The organism is Microbacterium sp. NPDC058062, from assembly GCF_042885375.1.
GTDB classification, from domain to species: domain Bacteria; phylum Actinomycetota; class Actinomycetes; order Actinomycetales; family Microbacteriaceae; genus Microbacterium; species Microbacterium trichothecenolyticum_C.
This window is the reverse complement of sequence record NZ_JBHVSC010000001.1, coordinates 58,620-74,868: the sequence shown is the minus strand read 5'-3', so window position 1 is coordinate 74,868 and position 16,249 is coordinate 58,620. Positions and strand designations below refer to the sequence as shown.

The following is a 16,249-nucleotide window of genomic DNA, read 5'->3' as shown; positions in this document are numbered from 1 at the left end:
CCAATTCGCCCCGGAGCCAGCCGAAAGTTATCCACAGATGCGAGCGGACCGCCGGCGCGGCAGGATGGAGGAACAGACGAAGGGACGAAGATGACGAAGACGGAGATGGCCCCCGCGGCGAAGGCGGGACTCGGCGTGCTCGGCATCGTGCAGGTCGCGTTCGCGTTCCTCGCATTCTGGGATCTCGCCCACCGCGACGCCGACGAGGTCCGCGGACCCAAGGTCGCGTGGATCCCCGCGATCCTCGTGAACTGGATCGGCCCCGCGAGTTACTTCCTGTTCGGCATCCGCCGCTGATCCCCCGGTCGGAGCGGGGGCCAGCCCCACAGCCGACCCCCAGTCGCCTCAGTAGACTGAGAGCCTCGCGGGAGTGGTGAAATTGGCAGACACGCAGGATTTAGGTTCCTGTGCCTCCGGGCGTGTGGGTTCAAGTCCCACCTTCCGCACGCGAGTTCTCGCATCCTCCGCCGACTGACGACGGGACGACCATCGTGCACGCAGTTCCCACAGCCCTGATCCCCTGGCTGGATCCGGCCGCCATCATCGAATGGGCAGGCCCATGGGCGCTGGTCGTCGTGTGCTTCATCGTGTTCGCCGAGACGGGTCTGCTCATCGGCTTCCTGCTCCCGGGCGACACGCTGCTCGTCATCTCGGGGCTGCTGACGCACACGAGCAACATCTTCGGCGTCAACATCTGGGTGGTGTCCCTGCTGATCGGCCTCGCGGCCTTCGTCGGCGGTGAAGTCGGGTACTACATCGGCCACAAGGGCGGCCCTGCGGTGTTCGAGAAGAAGGAATCAGGTCTCTTCAGCGTCAAGAACGTCGAACGCACCAACGCCTTCTTCGAGCGGTTCGGCGGGCTGACCATCATCCTGGCGCGCTTCGTGCCGATCGTCCGCACCTTCGCGCCCGTCGCCGCGGGCATCGGCCACATGAACAAGTGGAAGTACACCCTCTACAACCTCATCGGCGCGGTGCTGTGGGGCTTCGGGCTGACGATGTTCGGCTACCTGCTCGGCTACATCCCGCCCGTCGCCACGTTCGTCGAGAACTACATCGACCTCATCCTGCTGGTCGCCGTCGGCGGCACGGCGCTCGTCACGTTGTGGCACTACCTCCGCGAGCGCAGCAAGGCGAAGAAGGCCGCCGCGGCCGGTGAGGACGTCGTCACCGACCACGCCGAGGCAGAGGCGCTCGTCCTCGATCCCGAGGTGTTCGAACGGGGCCCCGAGCACGGCGACGCACCCAAGGCCTGAGCCGACGTCGCTCGGTCTGTCAGGACGCCTTCTTCTTCTTCGCCGCAGGCTTCTTCGCAGGTGCCTTGGAGTCGGCCTTCGCCGGGGCTGCAGCATCCGTCTTTCCTGACGCTGCCTTCGCATCGCCGCCCTCGCGGGCTGCACGGGACTTCTCGACGCTGGCGCGGAGCGCGGCCATCAGGTCGATGACCTCGCCGCCGGCCTCTTCTTCCTCCTGCTCGCCGAAGGTCTCGGAGGTGTCGAGCGCGTCGCCCTTCTCGAGCTTCGCCTCGATGAGGGTGCGCAGCTCCTCCTGGTACTCGTCCTTGAACTCTTCGGGATCGAAGTCGCTCGAGAAGCTCTCGACCAGCGACGCCGACAGCTCGAGCTCCTTCGCCGAGATGCGCACCGACTCGTCGAGCGAGGGGAAGGCGGCTTCTCGCACCTCGTCGGACCACAGGAGGGTCTGCAGCACCAGCACGTCGTCGCGCACGCGAAGCGCCGCCAGCCGGGTCTTCTGCCGGAGGGAGAAGCGCACGATGGCCGTGCGATCCGTCTGCTCGAGCGTCTTGCGCAGCAGCACGTAGGCCTTGGGAGAGGCGGAGTCGGGCTCGAGGTAGTACGCACGGTCGAGCGTCAGCAGGTCGATCTGCTCGCTCGGCACGAACTCGACGACGTCGATCTCGCGACTGCGCTCCGCAGGCAGCGACTCGAGGTCCTCCTTGGTCAGGACGACGGTCTTCTCACCGTCGTCGTAAGCCTTGTCGATGTCGGAGTACGGCACGACCTCACCGTCGATCTCGCAGATCCGCTGATACCGGATGCGCCCGCCATCCTTGTTGTGCACCTGGTGCAGCGAGACATCGTGGTCCTCGGTCGCCGAGTACACCTTCACCGGCACGTTGACGAGTCCGAACGTCAGTGCACCCTTCCAGATCGCTCTCACCCCACCAGTGAACACCAGGGCGCCGACACGCGGCCACCCCTTGCGTCACGGCGCGCCGATACTCTGAGCCCATGGCGGGCGACGAGCAGCTGGTGCGCATCGGCGGCCGCCGCCTGCGCATCACGAACCTCGACAAGGTGCTCTACCCCGAGAGCGGCACCACCAAGGGCGACGTCATCGACTACTACTCGCGCATCGCCGAGCTCCTCATCCCTCACGTCGTGGGACGACCCGTCACCCGCAAGCGGTGGCCGGACGGTGTCGGCACCGACGACGACCCCGGCATGGTCTTCTTCGCGAAGGACCTCGAGCGCGGCGCGCCGTCGTGGGTGCGACGGATGCCGATCCCCCACTCCACGGGCACCAAGGAGTACCCGCTCGTGGGCGACGTGCCGACGCTGGTCTACCTGGCCCAGGTGGCGAGCCTCGAGCTGCACGTGCCGCAATGGCGCTTCGACGCCGGCGGCGGACGCGGTCCGGCCGACCGGCTCGTGCTCGATCTGGACCCCGGGCCCGGCGCCGGCCTGGCGGAGTGCGCGGTGGTGGCGGGCTGGGCCCGCGAGATCCTGCTCGACATGGGGCTCGAGCCCTACCCCGTCACGAGCGGCAGCAAGGGCATCCACCTGTACACGGCGCTGCCCCCGGGGCAGTCGACCGAGCAGGCCTCCGCGCTCGCGAACGAGCTCGCCCGCGCGATCGAGGCCGACCACAAGGACCTCGTGGTCAGCAGCATGAAGAAGACCGAGCGGCACGGCAAGGTGCTCATCGACTGGAGTCAGAACAACGGGTCCAAGACGACGATCGCGCCCTACTCGCTGCGCGGCCGGCCGCACCCTACGGTCGCCGCGCCGCGCACCTGGGACGAGCTCGACGATCCCGGGCTGCGCCACCTCGAGTTCACCGAGGTGCTCGAACGGGCCGAGACCATCGGCGACCCGATGGCCGCGCTCGGCTTCCACGCCGGCGGCCGCGACGCCGAGTCCGGCCCGCTGTCGGCGTACATCTCCAAGCGGAGCGCCGACCGCACCCCCGAGCCGGTGCCCGCGAATCCTCTCGGCGCGTCGCCTCACGGCGAACTTCCGAGATTCGTCATCCAGGAGCATCACGCGACAGCGCTCCACTGGGACTTCCGCCTCGAACACGACGGCGTCCTGGTGAGCTGGGCCGTACCGCGCGGCGTCCCGCACTCGTACAAGCGCAACAACCTCGCGATCATGACCGAGGACCACCCGATGGAGTACGCCACGTTCGAGGGCACGATCCCCGCGGGCGAGTACGGCGGCGGCACCGTGACCATCTGGGACGACGGGCGCTACGAGCTCGAGAAGTGGCGCGACGACGAGGTCATCGCGACGCTCGAGGGCCGCCCCGGCGGCCCGCTCGGGCGCGTCCGGCTGGCGCTGATCCGCACCGCCGGCGACGGCGAGAAGTCCAGCTGGCTGCTGCACCGCATGAAGACGGATGCTGCGGGCCGCACACAGCCGGACGGCGCGGTCGTCGAGCCCAGCCCCCAGGCCGACGCGGTTCGCAACGCGCCGGACGGTCGGGGCGCTGCCACCAGTCGAAGACCCCAAGTGCGTTCCGGCTCACACGGCGACTCTGGCGCTCAGATCGCCGCGGCCGACGTGCGCACCGGTGTGAACCGGAAGTTCACCGGGATTCCAGGAACATCGGCACCGCCCGCCACCGAGCTGCGCCCCATGCTCGCGACGAGTGCCACCCCCGCTCAGGCGCGCCTGGCCGCGCGCACGTGGACCGACCGCGAACACGGCACCGGGGCCTGGGTCGAGATGAAGTGGGACGGCATCCGCGCGGTCGGCGCGTGGGACGGGCAGCGTCTGCGTCTGTTCGCGCGCAGCGGCAACGAGGTCACGCACCGCTACCCCGAGCTGACGGCGGTCGACGCCGGCCTCGGCGCGGAGCCGTGCGTGGTGGACGGCGAGCTCGTCGCTCTCGAACCCGACGGCCGGCCCAGCTTTCCGCTCCTGCAGACCCGGATGAACCTCGAGCACGCCGGCGACATCGCTCGCGTGGCGCGGCGCACGCCCGTGCGGTACTACCTGTTCGACGTGCTCTCGCACGACGGCGACGACCTCGCCGGGCTCGCGCTGCGCGAACGCCGCGACGTGCTCGAGGCGGTGGCCGCGGCATCCGTCGATGCGATCACCGTGCCGCCCGTGTTCGACGATGTCGACGCCGCGCTCGACACGAGCGAGCAGCTGCGCCTCGAGGGCATCGTCGTCAAGGACCCGGCGTCGCGGTACCTGCGCGGCGGCCGCTCCGAGTCGTGGCTGAAGGTCAAGAACACCAGGACCCAGGAGGTCGTGATCGCGGGCATCCGACCCGGCAAGGGCGGGCGCACCACCACCTTCGGGTCGCTGCTGCTCGGCATCCCCGGCGCCGACGGCCTGCAGTACGCCGGCCGCGTCGGCAGCGGATTCAGCGACTCGACGCTGTCGATGCTGCTCAAGAAGCTGACGCCGCTGCGCACCGACCACAATCCGCTCGTCGGCGTGCCGCCGCTCGACGCGCGGGACGCGCTCTGGGTGCGGCCGGAGCTCGTCGGCGAAGTCGAGTACGGCGAGTTCACCCCGGGCGGAATCCTCCGCCACCCGAGGTGGCGCGGACTGCGTCCCGACAAGTCGCCCGCCGAGGTGCGGCGCGAAGACTGACGCGCCTCCTCACGCGTGGGCTTCGTGCTCGACGTGTCCGGCGGGCTCGAGCTGGAAGGTCGAGTGCTCGACGTCGAAGTGGTCGGACAGGCACGACTGCAGGGTGCTGAGGATGCCGGCGGCCCGGCCGTCGGTGAGAGCCGCGCCCTCGACGACCACGTGCGCGGTGAACACCGGCGCCCCGCGCGTGAGCTGCCACACATGGACATCGTGCACGTCGACGACCCCGGGGGTGGCGAGGATGTGCTCGCGGATCTCGTGCACGTGCGTGCCTTTGGGCGCCGACTCGGCGAGCACCGACACGACCTCGCGCAACAGGCCGACCGCGCGCGGGATGATCATGGCGGCGATGAAGAGCGACGCGATGGCGTCGGCCTGGTACCAGCCGGTCGTGACGATGACGATGGCGGCGACGATCACGGCCGCAGATCCGATGAGGTCGCCGAGGACCTCGAGATACGCGCCGCGTACGTTGATGCTGTGTCGCTGGGCGGAGCTCAGCAGCCACATCGCGACCCCGTTGGCCACGAGCCCGACGATCGCGACGACGAGCATGAGCCCGCCGGCGACCTCGGTCTCGCCCGGATCGAGCAGGCGCGAGATGCCTTCGAACGCGACCCATCCCGACAGCACGATCAGGATGACGCCGTTGATCAGGGCGCCGAACACCTCGGCGCGCTGGTACCCGAAGGTGCGGCGGTCGTTCGCGGGTCGCGCCGCGACGGTGCTCGCGATGAGGGCGATCACCAGAGCGGCGGCGTCCGTGAACATGTGCGCCGCATCGGCGAGGAGCGCGAGGGAGCCCGACAGCACCGCTCCGACGACCTGCACGACCATCACGGTGGAAGTGATCGCGAGCGAGATCGCGAGCAGGCGGCGGTTGCCTGCCCCCCGGATCCCGGTCGGCGCGTGGTCGTGCATGAGCCCAGGCTAAGCCCGGGATCGCACCGGAAAGGGCTGTTGCGCCTAGTCGGGAATGAGTGTGATTCTCACTCGCAGCGCGGTGACCGCTAGCGGTGCCTGCGGTTGACTTCCCGCCTCGCCTCGATGATGCTCGCGGCGAGGTCCATGGTCCGGGTCGACTCCGCAGGAGGCACTGGCCGGCGGATCAAGCGGTGCCGAAGGACGAGCCACAGCACGACGCCCGTGACGACCGTCGCCCCCAGAGCGCCGTTCGAGCCGAGGACGGTGCGGGCTCCGTCCAGGGTCCCCACCAGTCCGGCAGTGCCCCACGCCAGGCTCACCGTCGCCGCCCACGCGAGCGCGATGCGCCACCGGCGTCGCAGCAACGATCCCTGGGCGACCCCGACCATGCCGCCCGTGATGAGTCCGGTGGCCGCGACCGCGGCCGGCGTGACCGCGGGGCCGAACCAGACGAGGCTGAGCGCGCAGCCCGCACCCGTCGCTCCGAGCGTCCAGACCGCCCAGCGCCAGTCCACGAGGCGGCCCAGCGCGAGCCACTGCGCGGCTCCGACGACGCCGCCGCCGATCGCGCCCGCCGCCAGCGCCGTCAGCGGGCTGCGATGCGTCCCCAGGACCGCTGAGGCGATCGACTCCCCCAGCGGAAAGGCGAGGAAGGTGGGGATCCAGCGAAGGAAGAACATCGGCCGCTCCGGAAAGGCTGCGTGCACAACAGCATGCCCCTCCCGGGCGGCGATGGCGAGGCATGAAGGGTTTCTCCCGCGCCGACGCCCTCCACCTGATACCGTCGCGCCCGTGAAGGACGGTGTCGACGGAGTGACCGATCGCCCCTGGCGGCGCCCGGGTGGATGGGGCTACGCCCGAGAGCGCGCGGCACGGGCGGTGCGTCCTCCCGTCGTGGTTACGCCGATCGGCGCCGACGTGCGGATCCGGCGCGACGTCGAGGTGCCGATGCGCGACGGCACGGTGCTGCGGGCGAACGTGTACCTGCCGGCCACCGGCGGTCTCGTGCCGGCGATCCTCTGCGCGCACCCCTATGGCAAGGATGCGCTTCCGCGCCGCGCGGGCGGGCGCTACCGGATCAATCCGCAGTTCCGCATCCTGCGCCAGACCGCCGCCGTGCACATCTCGGACGAGACCAGCTGGGAGGCCCCCGATCCGGCGTGGTGGGTGCCGCAGGGCTACGCCGTGATCAACCTCGACCTCCGCGGCGCCGGCCGTTCGGACGGCGTGGGGTCTCTGATGAGCGACGCCGAGGCGGAGGACGTGTTTGACGCGATCGAGTGGATCGCCGCGCAGGACTGGTGCGACGGCGGCGTCGCAATGCTCGGCGTGTCGTACCTGGCGATCTCGCAGTACAAGGCCGCTGCGCTTCGCCCGCCGCATCTTCGCGCGATCATTCCGTGGGAGGGGTTCACCGACGCCTACCGCGACTTCTTCTACCCCGGCGGCGTTCGAGAGGTCGGATTCTCACGTCTGTGGACGACCCTCGTCCGCCGGGGATCGCGCATGTCGCCGGATCTGGGCCGTGAGGCGGAGGCCCGTCCTGATGACGATGCGTGGTGGCGCTCGCTGGCCCCCGACCTGGGCAGAATCGAGACCCCGATGCTCGTCTGCGGCAGCTTCTCCGACGCCAACCTGCACTCACGCGGCAGCTTCCGCGCCTTCGCCCAGGCCGGGTCGTCCGACCGTCACCTGTTCACCCATCGCACCGGCAAGTGGGCCGCGTTCTACGGCGATGAAGGCAAGGCGGCACAGCGCGCGTTTCTCGACGCCCACCTGAAGGATGCCTCGTCCGAGCTGCCGCGCGTGCGGCTGGAGGTGCGCGAGCGCGCCGATCTGGTCCATGCCGTCCGAGATGAAGAGCGCTGGCCGCCCGCGACCGGGCCGCTGCGGCTCCACCTGGCAGACGGAGGTCGCCTGGGCCACCCGCCCGTGCGCAGCAGCGCGGTCTCGGTGGCCGGCAGACGTCGTGCCGCGCGTTTCTCGTGGGTGTTCGCGGACGACACCGAGGTGACCGGCGAGGCGAGCGTGCGCCTGTGGGTGAGCGCCGCGGTCGCCGGCCCGGTCTCGGTCTTCGTCGGGCTCTCGAAGTGGAGCGGCGGACGATTCGTCCCGTTCGAAGGCTCGTACGGCTTCGGCCGCGATCTCGTCACGACCGGACTCCGCCGGGTCGATGCGGGCGCTGCCCCGACCGAGGTCGAGATCGACTTCGCTCCGTCGGCGACGTTCTTCCGGGACGGTGACGAACTGCGGCTCCACGTCGCCGGCCGCCAGCTGTCCCCTCGGAACCCGCTGACGGGTGCGTTCCCCGCGCTCTACCGTTCCGGTGGGCGAGCCGGCTTCACGCTGCACTCCGATCCTGGCCGTCCACAGGTGCTGGAACTGCCCATCGTGGAACGGCGCTGACCCCTCGCGTCAGAGCTCGGCGAGCAGCTCGGCCAGCGCGACGAACGCGCGCGAGCGGTGGGATGCCGCGTTCTTCTCGTCGGCCGCCCACTCTCCGACCGTCCGCTCGGCGCCCGTCTCCTGCCCGTCGGGCACGAAGATCGGGTCGTAGCCGAAGCCGCCGGCGCCCGACGGCGCCGTCGCGAGGCGTCCGGGCCAGATCCCCTCGACCACGTGCTCGACGGCTTCCCCATCGCCCGCCGGCACGACGAGCGCGATCGTCGACACGAACTGCGCCGTGCGGTGCGGGTCGCCGATGTCGGACAGCTGGTCGAGCAGCAGGTTCAGGTTGGCCGAGGCATCCTTCGCGTGCCCGGCCCAGTAGGCCGAGAACACCCCGGGCGACCCGCCCAGCACGTCCACGCACACGCCCGAATCGTCGGCCAGGGCCGGCAGTCCGGTGTGGTCGGCGGCCGCGCGCGCCTTGATGAGGGCGTTCTCGGCGAACGTCACGCCGTCCTCGACGGGCTCGGGCCCGTCGTAGCCGATGACCTCGAGGTCAGGGCGCGTCGCCGCGACGATCGCCTGGAACTCCTCGACCTTGTGCGGGTTGTGGGTAGCGAGGACGATCCGGGGCATCCGTCACTCCCCCGCGGGCTGCAGTGCGGCCAGCTGGTGCGTGCGCAGGTCCGCGCAGCCGTTCACGCCGAGCTCGAGCAGGGCGTCGAGCTCGCGCTTGTCGAACGGCGCGCCCTCTGCGGTGCCCTGCACCTCGACGAACAGGCCGCGGCCGGTGACCACGACGTTCATGTCGGTCTCGGCGCGCACGTCCTCGACATACGCGAGGTCGAGCATGGGCTCGCCGTCGATGATGCCGACCGACACCGCCGCGACGGAGTCGAACAGCACCTGCGCCTTCTGGCCGATGAACTTCTTTCCGCGGCCCCACTCGATCGCGTCGGCGAGCGCGACGTAGGCGCCGGTGATGGCGGCGGTGCGCGTGCCGCCGTCGGCCTGCAGCACGTCGCAGTCGATGACGATGGTGTTCTCACCGAGCGCCTTGGTGTCGACGACGGCGCGCAGCGCCCGGCCGATGAGGCGCGAGATCTCGTGCGTGCGGCCGCCGATCTTGCCCTTGACGCTCTCGCGGTCGTTGCGCTCGTTGGTGGCGCGCGGCAGCATCGCGTACTCGGCGGTGATCCACCCCTTGCCCTTGCCCGTCAGCCAGCGCGGCACGCCGTTCGTGAACGACGCCGTGCACAGCACCTTGGTGTTCCCGAACGAGATGAGCGCCGACCCTTCGGCCTGGCTCGACCAGCCCCGTTCGATCGTGATGGGGCGCAGTTGGTCGACGGAACGGCCGTCGGCACGGGTGATGTCGGTCATGCAGTTCTCCTCCGGAGGGACGGATGCCTCAGCCGAGGCTGCGGGCAGGGTTCGAGGCGCGCGGAAGGTCGATGGCGCCGGTCTGGACCAGGCGCACGTCGGTGACCTCGCGGCCCATCAGGCGGTGCGCGAGCCGCAGGAACTCATCGGCCGACGCACCGGTGGCTTCGTAGACGTGGCGGGGCTCGGCATCCGGCCCGGCGAGCAGGTCCCGGGAGACCAGCTGACGGTAGACGTCCTTCGCGGTCTCGGAGTCGCTCGACACCAGGCTCACGTCCGGGCCCATCACGTAGCTGATCGCGCCCTCGAGGAACGGATAGTGGGTGCAGCCCAGCACAAGCGTGTCGACCTCGGCCGCGCGCAGCGGCGCGAGGTACTCCTCGGCGACGGCGAGCACCTCCGGCGAACCGGTGACGCCCGCTTCGACGAACTCGACGAACCGCGGGCAGGCCTGCGCGAAGACGGTGAGACGCTCATTGACCCCGAGCATGTCCTGGTACGCGCCGGAGCTGATGGTGCCGGCCGTGCCGATGACGCCGACGCGCCCGTTGCGCGTGGTCGACATCGCCGTGCGCACCGCGGGGTTGATGACCTCGACCACCGGCACGTCGTACCGCTCGCGCGCGTCGCGCAGCATCGCCGCGGACGCCGTGTTGCACGCGATCACGAGCATCTTCACACCCTGGGCGACGAGATCGTCCAGCACCTCGAGTGCGTAGCGCCGCACGTCGGCGATCGGCTTCGGGCCGTACGGCGAACGCGCGGTGTCGCCGATGTACAGGATCGACTCCTGCGGCAGCAGCGCCGAGACGGCCCGCGCGACGGTGAGCCCGCCGACCCCGGAGTCGAAGATTCCGATCGGCGCGTCGTTCACGAGAATCCACCCTACGCCAGCGGCTCGCCGCGGGGCACGGCGAGGCCGCGGCGAGCAGAGCGAGCCCGCGGGGGAAACCCCTGCGTCACGAAAAGCTAGGCTGACCCGCATGGCCGCCTCGACCGCCCTGCTGACGGACCGCTACGAGCTCACGATGGTCGACGCGGCGCTCCGCGACGGCACCGCCCACCGCCGATGCGTGTTCGAGCTGTTCGGCCGGCGCCTCCCGGGAGCGCGGCGCTTCGGGGTCGTCGCGGGCACGGGACGGCTGCTCTCACTCATCCGCGACTTCCGCTTCGGCGACGACGAGCTGCGATTCCTCCGCGACGAGAAGGTGGTGGATGCCTCGACCCTCGATTTCCTGGAGGGCTACCGGTTCACCGGCTCGGTGACGGGCTATCGCGAGGGCGAGCTGTACTTCCCGGGCTCCCCCATCCTGACGATCGAGGGAACGTTCGCCGAGGCCGTCGTGCTCGAGACCCTCGCGCTCAGTGTGCTCAACCACGATTCGGCGGTCGCGACCGCCGCCGCCCGCATGAGCATCGCCGCCGGGGACCGTCCGCTGGCCGAGATGGGTTCGCGGCGGGCCGGCGAGTCGTCGGCGGTCGCCGCGGCGCGTGCGGCCTACATCACCGGGTTCAGCGCCACCTCGAATCTCGAGGCAGGTCGCCGATGGGGCATCCCGACGATGGGCACGGCCGCCCACGCCTGGACGCTGCTGCACGACACCGAGGAGGACGCGTTCCGCGCGCAGATCGCAGCCCTCGGCGTCGGCACCACCCTGCTCATCGACACCTACGACATCCGCCAGGGCGTCGAGACGGCCATCCGCGTCGCCGGAACGGGGCTCGGCGGGGTCCGGATCGACTCCGGCGACCTGCCGACGGTTGCCACGGAGGTGCGCGCCCAGCTCGACGAGCTCGGTGCGACCGGCACGCGCATCACCGTGACGAGCGACCTCGACGAGTACGCGATCGCGGCGCTCGCGGCATCCCCTGTCGACTCCTACGGCGTCGGCACGTCGGTGGTCACGGGGTCGGGGACGCCGACCGCCGGCATGGTCTACAAGCTCGTGGCGCGACAGGACTCCGACGGCGGGTGGGTCGGTGTGGCGAAGGCGTCGACCGACAAGGCGTCCAAGGGCGGCCGCAAAGCGGCGTTCCGCTCGCTCGACGCGGGTACCGCGACGAGCGAGCTCATCGTCGTGTCGGACGGCTTCGAAGCGCTCGACACCGCCTCGGCCCACCCGGAGTCCCGCGCGCTGCAGGTGCCGCTCGTCGTGGACGGCGAACCGGATGCCGCGTACGAGGGATCCGACGGCGTCGAGGCCGCTCGAGCACATCACGCCCGGGTGCGCGAAGAGCTTCCAGTGCGCGGACTCGCGCTCAGCCGCTCCGACCCGGCGATCCCGACGGTCTATACCGACGCCGAGTGATCAGCCCTGGAGCGACTCGTAGATCTCTTTGCAGGTGGGGCACACGGGAAACTTCTCGGGGTCGCGGCCCGGCGTCCACTTCTTGCCGCACAGCGCGCGCACGGGCTTGCCGGTGATGGCGGACTCGAGGATCTTGTCCTTCTTCACGTAGTGGGAGAAGCGCTCATGGTCACCCGGCTCGATGTTCTCTTCTTTGAGGAGCTCTTCGAGCTCGCGATCGAGGGTCGCGATGCCGCCCTGGTCGGGGCTGTCCAGCGGGGTGCTCATGGTCTGCCAGTGTAGTCGGGGCGGACGCGGCTGGGGTCCGCCCGCACGAGTCAGGTGGACTCCGCGAACTCCATGAGCCGCCCACCGCGACGCTCGAAGACGATGGCGCCGACGCCGATGCCGACGACGAGCACGCCGAGGCCGATGGCCAGGCCTCCCCACAGCGCCGTGTTCGCGGCCTCCGTGTCGCCCTGCAGGGCCAGCCAGCCGCACCACAGGACCGGGGCCGACACCACGAGCGCGCCGGCCATGACACTCCCCTGCGCGATCGCGCCGTTCGCGCCGGTGCGCTGCGGCTGCTGGAACGGGCTCTCGCCCGGCCGCGACACCGCGTAGGGCGCGACCACCGACGAGATGCTCGAGAGCCCCAGGCCCGACAGGAACAGCGCGGCGCACACGCCGGTGAGAGCCGGGAGCACCGCCCAGCGTCCGTGCAGCAGCGTCGCCACCGGGATGGCGACGGCGAGCAGAGGGACCCCGACCAGCAGCACCGGCACGAGCCGGCCGAGGCGGTCGGAGACGCCGCGGACACCGCTCGCGATGTGCATCCACACCGCGGTGGAGTCGTAGGCGATGTCGTCGTGCGGCAGCCAGCCGAGGAAGAGCGCCGCGAACGGCACGGGCACGAGGGCGACCAACTCGGGCGGGACGCCGGCGATGAGCAGCGGCACCACCGTGATCGCGGCTGCGAACGGGATCACCAGGCCGTTCACGACGTAGCGTCGGTCGCCGAACCAGTAGACGAGGCTCCGCGCCGCGATCGCACCGCCGGGAGTGCCCGGGGCGACGCCGAACCATCCGAGCCCGCCTCGCTCACGCCCGGTCCCCGGGCGCTCGGTCGTCGTCAGCAGTCGGTTGACCGCCCATACCCAGATCATCGCCAGAAGGACGATCGTGCCCACCGCGATGAGCGCGGACAGCCACGCGTCTCCGCCCGTGATCACCATTCCGGGCAGAGCCCACGCCGCACCGAGCGGGGTGAGGGCCAGCCAGTCCACAGCCTCGAGCAGCTGCGGCGGGACGCTTCCCTGCCACTCGAGCGAAGCGAGGAAGACGCCCACCGGAACCACGACGACGAGCACCACGAGGACGAAGACACCCGAGAGCTCGCGCGAGCGCCGGTCGCGGAGGAAGAGAGAGGCCAGCGCCATGCACACGCGCGCCAGCAGGACGCACGTGAGCACCCCGAGCAGCACGCTCACTATTCCGACGATCACCGGCACACCGTGATCGGCCCACACGATGGCGGAGCACACAGCGACCGCGAGCAGGACCAGGATGGGCACGCTGAGGAAGCCCGCAACCGCCAGCACGAGGGCCAGGCTTCCCCGCGGGAGCCCGAACAGCGCGAATCGCCGGGGATCCAGCGGGTCCTCCACGGCGCCGAACAACGGAGCGAGCGCGAAGCCGAGGGTCACTGCCGAGCCCCCGAGCACGGTGACCGCGAGCACCTCCTCGGTGGAGGCATCCTTCAGCGTCAGCAGGGCCCAGCAGGCCGCCGCCGTCGCGGCGACGAGGATCACGAGTCCCGTGATCACGCGCGCGACATGCCCCCCGTGACCGCGGAACGTGCCGAACAGCAGCGCGAGCCTCAGTCGGAGAATGTGTGCAGCCACTCGAGGCCCTCCACATCGCTGAGCCCTCCGGCCAGTTCCACGAAGCGCTGCTCGAGCGTCAGCTCGCCGCGCACCTCGTCGACGGTGCCCTCCGCGAGCACCTGGCCCGCCACGATGACCGCGACGCGCGTGCAGACGCGCTCGACGAGGTCCATGCCGTGGCTCGAGAGGATCACCGTGCCGCCGTGCGCGACATAGGTGGAGAGGATGTCGAGGATGATCGCGCTCGAGACCGGGTCGACCGCTTCGAACGGCTCGTCCAGCACGAGCAGACGCGGCGAGTGGATCAGCGCGCCCGCGAGCATGACCTTCTTGAGCATGCCCGCGGAGTAGTCCGAGACGCTCCGGCCCAGTGCGTCCTCGAGGTCGAAGGCGCGTGCGAGGTCAGCGGTCCGGCTCTCGACGACGGCGGGCGGGAGCTTCCGCAGCACCCCGTAGTAGTAGAGGAGCTGACGGCCGGTCAGGCGGTCGAAGGTGCGCAGCCGATCAGGGAGGACCCCCATCATCCGCTTGGCTGCGAGCGGCTTGGCCGCCGCATCCACTCCGCCCACATGGATCGTGCCGCGATCGGGTTCGAGCAGGCCCGCGATCATCGAGAGCGTGGTCGTCTTGCCGGCGCCGTTGGGGCCGACGAGCCCGTAGAACGTGCCCGCCGGGATCGTGAGGTCGATGCCGTCGACGGCGTGGGTGCTGCCGAATCGCTTGGTGACGCCGCGCAGCACGAGGGCGTTGACGGATGCTGCGGCCGCCGTTGCGGCCGCGTCCAGCGAGACGGCCGCGGCCAGGGCCTCGGGATCGAGGGTCGTCGTCGGCTCCGGGGCGGGAGCGGGCAGCGGCACGGGCTGCAGTTCAGCCGGCGCGGGGGCGCGCTCCAGCACGGCGGCGTCCCGCTCGGCGCGCGCGACAGAGGGCTCGACCGCGGGCGTGGGCTCCACGACCCCCGCGGGCTCGGCCACGGGCGCGGACTCGACCACGGGCTCAGCATCGACCACCGCCGCCGTTTCGGCAAGAGTCGTGTGATCGTGGTCGGCCTCGGGCTCGGCGGTCGGTTCGAGCACGACCGGGGTCTCGGGCTCGATCGCAGCCTCCGGCTCGGCCTGGGGCTCCGCCTCGATCGCGGCCTCCGGCTCGGTCTGCGGCTCCGCCTCGATCGCGGCGTCGTCCGGTGCCGCGCCGTCGTCGACGGGCGTCGCCTCTTCGAGCGGCGCCGCCTGCACAGCATCCGCCGGCGAACCATCGCCCGCGTCGGGAAGCGGCGGGCGCGGGGGCACGACGATGCTCGCGGCCGCGCTGGCCGCCAGCTCGAGATCGCTCGGAAGGGGCGGCGGCGGACCCGGATCCGGAGCGGGGGCCGACTTCGCCTTGGATGCGGCCGGCGTGCGCTTCTTGCGCGGAGCGGCGGGTGGGGAACCCCCGTCGGTGCGCGGCTTGCGCGGCGGGCGGCGGGGCTTGTCGGGAGCCGGTGAGACCGTATCTGCGAGGCGTACGACGCGCGCGCTGGAGTGACGGTCCGGCTCTTCCGGATCGATGTCATTCGGCACCGGGAGGGAGGCTGTCACTGAACCAACGTATCAAGCGGGCCTGATCGCGGCGGAGTTCGTGTCGCCGCGTCGCGGCATTCGCGTTATGTCACAAATCGGCAACGGGAGCCGCCCATTATGCGCCTTCCCAGGCCTCATCGCTACCATGGTCGAGGCACGAAGGGGTGTCCCGCCGGTGAACCGGCAGTGAATCACGCACTTCAGGAGCAGATTTTGACCCTTCAGACCGTCATCCTCGCAGCCGGAATGGGCTCGCGACTCGGCCGCAGCCTGCCCAAGCCCCTCACGGAGCTCGGCGACGGCCGCAGCATCATGCAGCAGCAGCACGACAACATCCGTGCCGCTTTCGGCCGCGAAGCCAAGATCACCACCGTCGTGGGCTACCGCGCCGAGACCATCGTCGAGGCGTTCCCCGACGTCGACTACGTCTACAACGACCGCTACGACCAGACCAACACCTCCAAGAGCCTGCTGCGCGCCCTCGCCAAGACGGGCAAGGGCGGCGTGCTCTGGATGAACGGCGACGTGGTCTTCGACCCGCGCGTGCTCGGCCGCGCCATCGAGCTGATCGAACGCGACCAGTCGTTCGTCACGGTCAACACGTCCAAGGTGAGCGACGAAGAGGTCAAGTACACGGTGACGCCGGAGGGCTTCATCAACGAGCTGTCGAAGACCGTCAAGGGCGGCATCGGCGAGGCCGTCGGCATCAACTACATCTCGAGCCGCGACAAGAAGGCGTTCATGCGCCACCTCACGCGCGTCGACGACCAGGACTACTTCGAGCGTGGCCTCGAGCTCGCGATCGCCGAGGACGGCGTGCTGCTCGAGCCGCTCGACATCTCGGACCTGTACGCCGTTGAGGTGGACTTCGCCGAGGATCTCGAGCGCGCCAACCTCTTCGTCTGACCGATCGCTGCGAGGCTGTCAACCCCGAGCCTGCGCTCAGACTCGGGCGCATAGACTCGGCG

Annotated in this window: 15 protein-coding genes and 1 tRNA gene; 7 read left to right on the top strand and 9 right to left on the bottom strand. The window is 70.5% G+C overall.

What is annotated here, in order from left to right:
- Positions 1–90 precede the first annotated feature (90 nt).
- The 3 genes from ACFVSU_RS00330 (at position 91) to ACFVSU_RS00320 (ending at position 1,256) form a co-directional block, all read left to right on the top strand.
- Positions 91–297, top strand: a complete 207-nt coding sequence (locus ACFVSU_RS00330) for a PLDc N-terminal domain-containing protein (RefSeq protein ID WP_056367805.1) — start codon at positions 91–93, stop codon at positions 295–297.
- A 67-nt stretch (positions 298–364) separates the two neighbouring features.
- Positions 365–446: transfer RNA gene (locus ACFVSU_RS00325), tRNA-Leu, on the top strand.
- Positions 447–491: 45 nt separating this feature from the next.
- Positions 492–1,256, top strand: coding sequence for a DedA family protein (locus tag ACFVSU_RS00320; protein ID WP_387136615.1), 765 nt, complete (start codon positions 492–494; stop codon positions 1,254–1,256).
- A gap of 19 nt (positions 1,257–1,275) precedes the next feature.
- Here the strand turns inward: ACFVSU_RS00320 and ACFVSU_RS00315 are convergent, their stop codons facing one another.
- Positions 1,276–2,181 (bottom strand): Ku protein, encoded by a 906-nt coding sequence (locus ACFVSU_RS00315; protein ID WP_387136613.1) that lies wholly within the window; start codon positions 2,179–2,181, stop codon positions 1,276–1,278.
- Positions 2,182–2,252: 71 nt separating this feature from the next.
- Between ACFVSU_RS00315 and ACFVSU_RS00310 the strand changes: the two genes are divergently transcribed.
- The gene (locus ACFVSU_RS00310) at positions 2,253–4,853 is read left to right on the top strand and encodes an ATP-dependent DNA ligase (protein ID WP_387136611.1); all 2,601 of its coding nucleotides are present in this window, start codon (positions 2,253–2,255) and stop codon (positions 4,851–4,853) included.
- A 9-nt stretch (positions 4,854–4,862) separates the two neighbouring features.
- On the opposite strand, the gene ACFVSU_RS00305 is transcribed toward ACFVSU_RS00310, so the two are convergent.
- Together ACFVSU_RS00305 and ACFVSU_RS00300 are read right to left on the bottom strand one after the other, a co-directional pair.
- Positions 4,863–5,774, bottom strand: a complete 912-nt coding sequence (locus ACFVSU_RS00305) for a cation diffusion facilitator family transporter (protein WP_387136609.1) — start codon at positions 5,772–5,774, stop codon at positions 4,863–4,865.
- Positions 5,775–5,863: 89 nt separating this feature from the next.
- Complete coding sequence (locus ACFVSU_RS00300) at positions 5,864–6,457, bottom strand: hypothetical protein (protein WP_387136607.1); 594 nt, start codon at positions 6,455–6,457, stop codon at positions 5,864–5,866.
- Positions 6,458–6,671: 214 nt separating this feature from the next.
- Here ACFVSU_RS00300 and ACFVSU_RS00295 point away from each other — a divergent pair, with 214 nt between their 5' ends.
- Positions 6,672–8,183, top strand: a complete 1,512-nt coding sequence (locus tag ACFVSU_RS00295) for a CocE/NonD family hydrolase (RefSeq protein ID WP_387136605.1) — start codon at positions 6,672–6,674, stop codon at positions 8,181–8,183.
- Positions 8,184–8,192: 9 nt separating this feature from the next.
- Here ACFVSU_RS00295 and rdgB read toward each other — a convergent pair whose 3' ends face one another.
- From rdgB to murI, 3 genes are read right to left on the bottom strand one after another with little or no spacing between them, the layout of a single operon-like run.
- Complete coding sequence (gene rdgB / locus ACFVSU_RS00290; RefSeq protein ID WP_387136603.1) at positions 8,193–8,801, bottom strand: RdgB/HAM1 family non-canonical purine NTP pyrophosphatase; 609 nt, start codon at positions 8,799–8,801, stop codon at positions 8,193–8,195.
- A 3-nt stretch (positions 8,802–8,804) separates the two neighbouring features.
- Complete coding sequence (rph, locus tag ACFVSU_RS00285) at positions 8,805–9,548, bottom strand: ribonuclease PH (RefSeq protein ID WP_387136601.1); 744 nt, start codon at positions 9,546–9,548, stop codon at positions 8,805–8,807.
- A 28-nt stretch (positions 9,549–9,576) separates the two neighbouring features.
- Positions 9,577–10,422 carry a glutamate racemase gene (murI, locus tag ACFVSU_RS00280; protein WP_387136599.1) on the bottom strand — a complete coding sequence of 282 codons (846 nt, stop codon included), beginning with the start codon at positions 10,420–10,422 and terminating at the stop codon, positions 9,577–9,579.
- Between the two features lie 109 nt (positions 10,423–10,531).
- Between murI and ACFVSU_RS00275 the strand changes: the two genes are divergently transcribed.
- On the top strand, positions 10,532–11,857 hold the full coding sequence (locus ACFVSU_RS00275; RefSeq protein ID WP_387136597.1) for a nicotinate phosphoribosyltransferase: 1,326 nt from the start codon (positions 10,532–10,534) through the stop codon (positions 11,855–11,857).
- Here ACFVSU_RS00275 and ACFVSU_RS00270 read toward each other — a convergent pair whose 3' ends face one another.
- From ACFVSU_RS00270 to ACFVSU_RS00260, 3 genes are read right to left on the bottom strand one after another with little or no spacing between them, the layout of a single operon-like run.
- Positions 11,858–12,124 (bottom strand): DUF3039 domain-containing protein, encoded by a 267-nt coding sequence (locus ACFVSU_RS00270; RefSeq protein WP_045296870.1) that lies wholly within the window; start codon positions 12,122–12,124, stop codon positions 11,858–11,860.
- 50 nt (positions 12,125–12,174) lie between these two features.
- Positions 12,175–13,740, bottom strand: a complete 1,566-nt coding sequence (locus tag ACFVSU_RS00265; RefSeq protein ID WP_387136594.1) for a hypothetical protein — start codon at positions 13,738–13,740, stop codon at positions 12,175–12,177.
- Positions 13,716–15,299, bottom strand: a complete 1,584-nt coding sequence (locus tag ACFVSU_RS00260) for an ATP-binding cassette domain-containing protein (protein WP_387136592.1) — start codon at positions 15,297–15,299, stop codon at positions 13,716–13,718. The genes ACFVSU_RS00265 and ACFVSU_RS00260 overlap by 25 nt, the downstream gene beginning before the upstream one ends.
- Before the next feature lie 195 nt (positions 15,300–15,494).
- Between ACFVSU_RS00260 and ACFVSU_RS00255 the strand changes: the two genes are divergently transcribed.
- Positions 15,495–16,187 (top strand): NTP transferase domain-containing protein, encoded by a 693-nt coding sequence (locus ACFVSU_RS00255; RefSeq protein ID WP_056367826.1) that lies wholly within the window; start codon positions 15,495–15,497, stop codon positions 16,185–16,187.
- Positions 16,188–16,249: the final 62 nt, after the last annotated feature.